Origin of the sequence: uncultured Ruminobacter sp. (genome assembly GCA_902764345.1) — a bacterium.
Taxonomy (GTDB): Bacteria; Pseudomonadota; Gammaproteobacteria; order Enterobacterales; family Succinivibrionaceae; genus Ruminobacter.
Genome location: CACWVT010000074.1, coordinates 1 through 6,314, shown reverse-complemented (window position 1 = coordinate 6,314; position 6,314 = coordinate 1). Strand labels below are relative to the sequence as shown.

The 6,314-nt window shown below is 45.6% G+C and carries 3 protein-coding genes and 1 tRNA gene; 1 reads left to right on the top strand and 3 read right to left on the bottom strand.

Features of this window, described 5'->3' with window-relative positions; translation table 11 throughout:
* Window positions 1–226 precede the first annotated feature (226 nt).
* Window positions 227–808, top strand: coding sequence for a flavodoxin family protein (locus tag QZU58_RS09565; RefSeq protein WP_294460367.1), 582 nt, complete (start codon window positions 227–229; stop codon window positions 806–808).
* Between the two features lie 150 nt (window positions 809–958).
* On the opposite strand, the gene QZU58_RS09560 is transcribed toward QZU58_RS09565, so the two are convergent.
* The 3 genes from QZU58_RS09560 to bamC all read right to left on the bottom strand — a co-directional run bounded on the left by QZU58_RS09560 (window position 959) and on the right by bamC (window position 6,042).
* Window positions 959–4,444, bottom strand: coding sequence for an MFS transporter (locus QZU58_RS09560; protein WP_294460369.1), 3,486 nt, complete (start codon window positions 4,442–4,444; stop codon window positions 959–961).
* 234 nt (window positions 4,445–4,678) lie between these two features.
* Window positions 4,679–4,754: transfer RNA gene (locus QZU58_RS09555), tRNA-Thr, on the bottom strand.
* Window positions 4,755–4,899: 145 nt separating this feature from the next.
* The gene (bamC, locus tag QZU58_RS09550; protein ID WP_294460371.1) at window positions 4,900–6,042 is read right to left on the bottom strand and encodes an outer membrane protein assembly factor BamC; all 1,143 of its coding nucleotides are present in this window, start codon (window positions 6,040–6,042) and stop codon (window positions 4,900–4,902) included.
* Window positions 6,043–6,314: the final 272 nt, after the last annotated feature.

Genomic DNA, 6,314 nt, shown 5'->3' with positions numbered 1-6,314 from the left:
TATGTTTATATTATACCGCAAAAAATTATGGAAGTCTTGTATTTTCTGCAACTTCCATTAAATTATTTTTCGTATATGTTTAAAACAACAAAGTTTCGGGTTTAACGTTTTTATGTCAAATTTAGTGTGCTTTTATGAAAGTGGCTGTTAGAATGTTCAGGATTCCGGTTCTTGAGACCAAGAATTCCGGGTGCTTGTTCGACAATTGTTAAGGGATACGGTTTTTATGAAAGTACTGATGATCAACGGCAGCAGACGTGAACACGGCTGCACCTATACTGCCATGACTGAAATGGCTGCTGTTTTCAAGGAAGAGGGGATTGATTCGGAAATTGTTTTTGCCGGTTCAAGGGCGTTAAACGGCGACATTGACGCATTGGTTAATGAGATTGCCAAAGCCGTAAAAACTGCCGACGGGATTGTTATCGGCTCTCCTGTATACTACGCTTCACCGTCAGGCGAGGTGATTGCACTTCTCGACCGTCTGTGGGGTGTTGCCGGTGAGGATCTGCGTTTCAAGCCTGCCGCAGCCATAACTTCAGCAAGAAGGGCCGGTACCACTGCAACTCTTGACGTGCTGAATAAATACTTCCAGTTTAATCAGATGCCGATAGTGTCTGCAAATTACTGGAATATGGTTCATGGCCGTGCTCCTGATGACGTGCATAAGGATGAGGAAGGTCTTCAGATAATGCGTGTTCTTGCAGGCAATATGGTATGGCTTATGAGAAGCATTGAGGCCGGTAAGGCTGCCGGGGTAAAACAGCCGTCCGCAGTGGATAAGGTTTACACCCATTTCATTAAGTAGGGAAAAAACCGGTCAGAAGCTGAACTTCAGGCGGAAGATCCGTGTTGATTTGTCCGCTTCAGTCTTTAAAATAAAAGTCCGTCATATCAGAGAAGTGATATGGCAGACTTTTTCATCTTACCGTTTGGAGATATTCACGGTGATCTGCGGTTAGGCATCGCTTTCAGCTCCAATGATGGACAAGGCTTCACTCTTAACCTTCAGGTAGTCGGTTTTGCCGGTGCCGTTAAGCGGAATACTGTCAACAACTCTGATGTATTTCGGGATGGCCAGTTCCGTAATCCCCTGGACTTTAAAGAGATCCCTGATGTCAGTACGTGAAGGCTCAGCTCCGGTGATGAACAGCATGAGCTGTTCGCCCTTTTTGTCGTCCGGAACTGATACGACGGCCAAAGGATTGTCAGGATACATTCTGCTAAGAGCAGTTTCCACCTGGGTAAGGGATACCATTTCTCCGGCAATCTTGGCGAATCTCTTGGCTCGGCCAAGAATATGGATAAAGTTCTTTTCGTCGATGGTTGCTATGTCTCCGGTGTCATACCATTTGTCGGTAGGAGGATCTATTACGCCAGGATTGTCGGCCCTTACGTAGCCGAGCATTACATTGTCACCGCGAACCCAGAGGCGACCGCCTTCGGTGATTCCCGGAATCGGCTCCAGTTTTGTTTCAATTCCCGGAAGCGGACAGCCTGCAGTGTTGCGTCTGTAGTACATGTTTGTGTTTACGGAAATAACCGGAGCGGTTTCGGTTGCACCGTAACCTTCAAGTATACGGATACCGAACTTGTCATTCCACATGTTTATGGTATCTTCCTTAAGCTTTTCACCTCCGGATACCACAAATCTTACGGCATACATATCATAAGGGTGGGCATATTCGGCATATCCCCTAAGGAAGGTGTCTGTACCGAATATGGCTGTTGAGTTTGTATCGTACACGAGAAGCGGTACGTTCTTATAGTGCAGCGGAGACGGATACATGAATACTTTCATGCCGGTAATTAACGGCAGCAGTGTGCCTGCTGTCAGACCAAAGGAATGGAACATCGGCATTGAGTTGAATACGGAGTCCAGCATGCTGAAAGGCAGAACAGCCTGCAGCTGCACGATGTTTGTTTCAATATTGCGGTGGCTGAGAACAACGCCCTTTGGCAACCCTTCGGAGCCTGAGGTAAAGAGAATTACTGCAGGGGCATCAGGGTTATGTTTACCGTCACAGAGCTTCTGATAGGATCTGTACGGTTTCAGCAGACTCAGCAGGGCTGATATTTTGATGAATGGTGTGATCCCGTTTTTGAGATCCTCAAGATACTTTACTTCAATTCCGTGCTGGCTAAGAGCTTCAGTAAGCGGGGTAAATCCGCCTTTTTCAATAAAGGTTCTTGAGGTGTATACGGTTTTGAGCGGTACCGCATCGCAACAGGCCAGAAGGTTTTTGGTACCTGTTGAGAAGTTCAGCATGCACGGAATCTTACCGCAGGCCTGAAGAGCCATGAAGGCAACGACGCCGGCGGCAGAATTAGGCAGCAGCAGACCAACACAGCTTTCAGGTTCGTTCTTTTTGAAGTAGCTGCCAAGAGCCATTGATTTTACAAACAGGCTTTTTGATGTAATCGGTTTGCGGTTGTGATCCTCAAGAATTTTCTTGGAAGTGCTGAGGGTCTTGCATGTGTCAATGAATGAGCCGAACAGAGTGTTTTTGGTCATTATGCTGGCTTCAACCTTCATTTGCGCCATAATGTTATACATCATGTCTGAGGCCTTCTGCGCCCTTTCCTTACCGGTATATTCCTTTGGAACACTGAATTTAAGTGCCGGCATGACCTTGATGAGTATGCGGGAACGCGGTTTGTGGCGGAATTTGTTACCGAAGTATGAGAATGATGAGTACTGACTGCCCTCAATAATAATAGGCAGAATTTCTGCATCAGCCTTATCGGCCACGACTGCGGTACCTGAGTAGATTTTCATGAGGGTGCCGGTGGTGGTGATGCGGCCTTCAGGGAATATGGCAGGAATGTTGCCGTTGTCGATCTCCTTGATGAGACTTCTGATGGCCATCGGGTTGGTACTGTCTATAGGATAGTACTTGGTTACGGAAAGCAGTATCCTGTAATACCATTTTTCGGCAATGCTGGTATCTACCGCATATGAAATGTCATCGTGCAGATATGTCCACAGAAGCACCCCGTCGAGGAATGATGTATGGTTTGCTATGATGATTGTACGCTTTCCGCGTCTTGCCTCAAAGTTCTCGATGCCTTCGCATTTTGCGTGATAGACAAGTTCGAGAGCTTTTCTTACCAGCGCTCTCAGCATTGGAACAGGGAGAATGCCTACGGTAATAAGGGCTCCAACGAGGCATACCAGAGATATTATGCCAGACATGAGTGCCAGACCGAATCTCGCACCGAATATACAGGTGCAGGCAACGCCGATTACGGAACTGATTACGCTGAACAGTGCGGCGGTAATGTTGTTTGCGGACATTATTCTGGTACGGATTTCGTCTGGAGAACTCTGCTGCAGGTAGGATGTTACCGGTACAATGAACATTGCCGCAAAGAAGGTAATGAGGAAGATGGTTACGATAAAGTTTATGCCACTGAAGGATGAGAGGAATGAGGTGATAAATTCAGTTCCCTGACTGAAGGTTTCAATCTTATCAAGATGATAGGTAAGTGGAGTGTGGTTGCAGAAAATAACCGTGAAATAAATCATGAGGCCGGCTTCAATTACGGCACTCAACGGCAGAAAGGCATTGATGGCTTCCTTTCTGTAAACCTTTGAGGCTACGGCCGCACCGGCACCGATGCCGAGACAGAACGGTCCGAGGAACAGCGGACTCAGAATTTCCTTTCCGAATTCATTGACGAAAATGTTGTTGGCAATCTGACTGAGCTGAATCATGAAGGTTACGGTGACGCACCATGCACCGGCAAGTCCCAGAAGGGAGAGATAAACCGGTCTTGAATGACGGGCATACTTCAGATTGTTCCAGGTTGAACTGATGAACATCTTATGAACGACCGTATTGGCGTCTGCAGGCTCCTGCGGAGCGATTTTTCTGGAGGCAATATAACCAAGAGTGGAAAGAATCAGCAGTACAATCGGGAAGTAGACGTTGATTGTGGCTCCTGCAATGATGCCTGCAATGGTTCCGGCAAATTTGGTGATGTAGGAACCGGACTCAAGGGCAGAGTTTGCCGATATGAGTTTATCATTTCCTGTTATGAACGGCACGATACTGAGGCGGATAGGGGTGAAGAATGATGCCTCCACACCCGCCAGGAACATTCCGAGAAGCATACCGTTTGCGGATGATGTAAGGAATGATACTGCCATTATCGCAGCGATGCAGATTTCAAAAATCTTAAGTCTGCTGAGTAATTTTGTCTTGTCGTACTTGTCTGAGAGTTCGCCGGCAAGGGCAGAGAACAGAAATACAGGAATCATGAAAAGGCCTGATGCCAGATATACCAGAGTCTGAGACTGTTCCGGTGTATTAAGCAGGGCATAGGTTACGAAGGCCAGAAAGCCTGCCTGTATGAATGAGTCGTTAAAGGCTCCGAGAAGTTTAACCGTAAAGAATGACAGAAATGATCTGTTGGAACATAAATTGTTTGATTTATCCATAATATTCAGCCTGACATGCAATATGCTTTGAAATATATTATAACTGCCTAAGCATTTTTTATTTTTGTGATATTCATAAGACTTTCGTGATTAACAAAAGTTCACCACCTGATAATGTAAATGTTAAATTTTTGTTTATGACTGAACTGCGTACGGACACAGCTTATTTGAAGATTGGGCGTTGTGACTGTGAAGTTTTTTCTGAGTAACTGGCAAAACGGAAGGGGATTAAGGTGGTGCCACTTACGGGATTCGAACCTGCGACCTCTTGTTTACGAAACAATTGCTCTACCAGCTGAGCTAAAGTGGCACTTCCATTGTATATGCACAAACCGGATGATGCGTCCGATTCGGATGCGCGCCATGCTGATTAAGGGAAACTTATCATGTTCATAACTCCTTTCCCTGGCGGAAGGGGCGTTCCCTCATGGCATGCGCGCATTGTATCATAAAATTTACTTGTGATTAACAGTTTTTCTGTGTTTTGCGAACTGATTAGCCAATGAAATTGAAAAACCGCTGTACATTCTGGTTATTATTCCAGAACTTAAAGGCTGATTGTTCTTGTCATAAAGCGTAATGGTTGATTTTTCGTCATATACACCGATTTTGAATGTATATTTGCCTGAATCGATCGCCCATGGTTCGGTATCGTGTTTTTCCCAGTCCTCCGGATCAAGTTCGGAGTAGTCGATTTTTATTTCTCCCGCCGTGGATGAGTATTCGGAAATGCGTATGTCGTAATCAATCATCAGCTCGGTAAGCACGGCATAGGTTTCATCGAAAGGCGCATTAATCATCCAGCATGGAAGTTCATTGTTGTCCCTGCCGATGGTGATTTCCAGATTCTGGGCGGTCTTTGCGTGTATGTTGAGCTGCTGCTGATGGTAGGACTGCATGAATCTGTTGGCCATGAGTGCGGAGAATCTGGCAGGCTCAAATCTGTTGAGTCCAGTACTTAATTCCTCTCCGGACGGACGTTCGATGATGTTATCGGTGATCTGAACGGCAACCCCCGGTATGTTCTGACTGTTTCTGATGAGTCTGAACAGATACTTCTGTCTGTATATCAGTGCACTTTCGGCCATGTCGGAAGTGTTGTAAGGTGTGGCGAATTCCGTGCCTTCATACCAGTCTGTCTGAACGAAGTTATTTACCGGATCAATGCTTTCGATGTCGATGTTGTTCATGTTCAGAAAACGGACAAGAACGCTGAACAGTTCATTCGGGGTCATGGTTTTGCCGTATTCATCCGGATAGAACCACACCTGTGACAGGTCGCCGTCATTGAAGGTTACGACATTGGGATCAAGCGGAATAAGCTTCTGAGGCGGACGGATGTCCACATGTTTTCCCAGAATGGCTGCACGTGAATCCTTTACGCCCTGTACGGGAATTTCAAATTCCCTGGAGAATACAAGAGGTGTCAGGCCTACAGGTGTTCTGATGGGTTCTGCGGTGTTTACCGTGTCCAGATATCTGAAGTTGTTGTTGGCTTTTCTGATATCATTGTTGATATTACCTGACGTACAGCCGCATAAGGCTGCAAGCAGCATAAAGCCGCATCCGTTAAGTGCGTTGAAAAAGATTCTGTTCACTGTCTGTCTCTGGGATATGTATTATTAAAAGTAGAAAACAGCTGTTATCGTACTCGATTCGACTGATTTTTACAAGTGACGTACTGCGTAAAACGAAAGGTGGGGAAAAAGATTCTGAAAGCAGAAATAAAATACGGCAGGACTCCGTAGGAGCCCATTCTTTGAAGATATAGTTACTCGAGATTCCCACTTGTTTTAAAGTGAAAATAACAACATAACCCATATCCTAGGCGGTTTGGGTGTTTTTTAAAAACATGTATTGATTTTTGGAT

What these genes read in the sequence shown, in the direction of transcription:
- QZU58_RS09565 (WP_294460367.1), top strand. Translation starts at nt 227, where the DNA reads ATGAAAGTACTGATGATCAACGGCAGCAGACGTGAACACGGCTGCACC.
- QZU58_RS09560 (WP_294460369.1), bottom strand. Translation starts at nt 4,444, where the DNA reads ATGGATAAATCAAACAATTTATGTTCCAACAGATCATTTCTGTCATTC.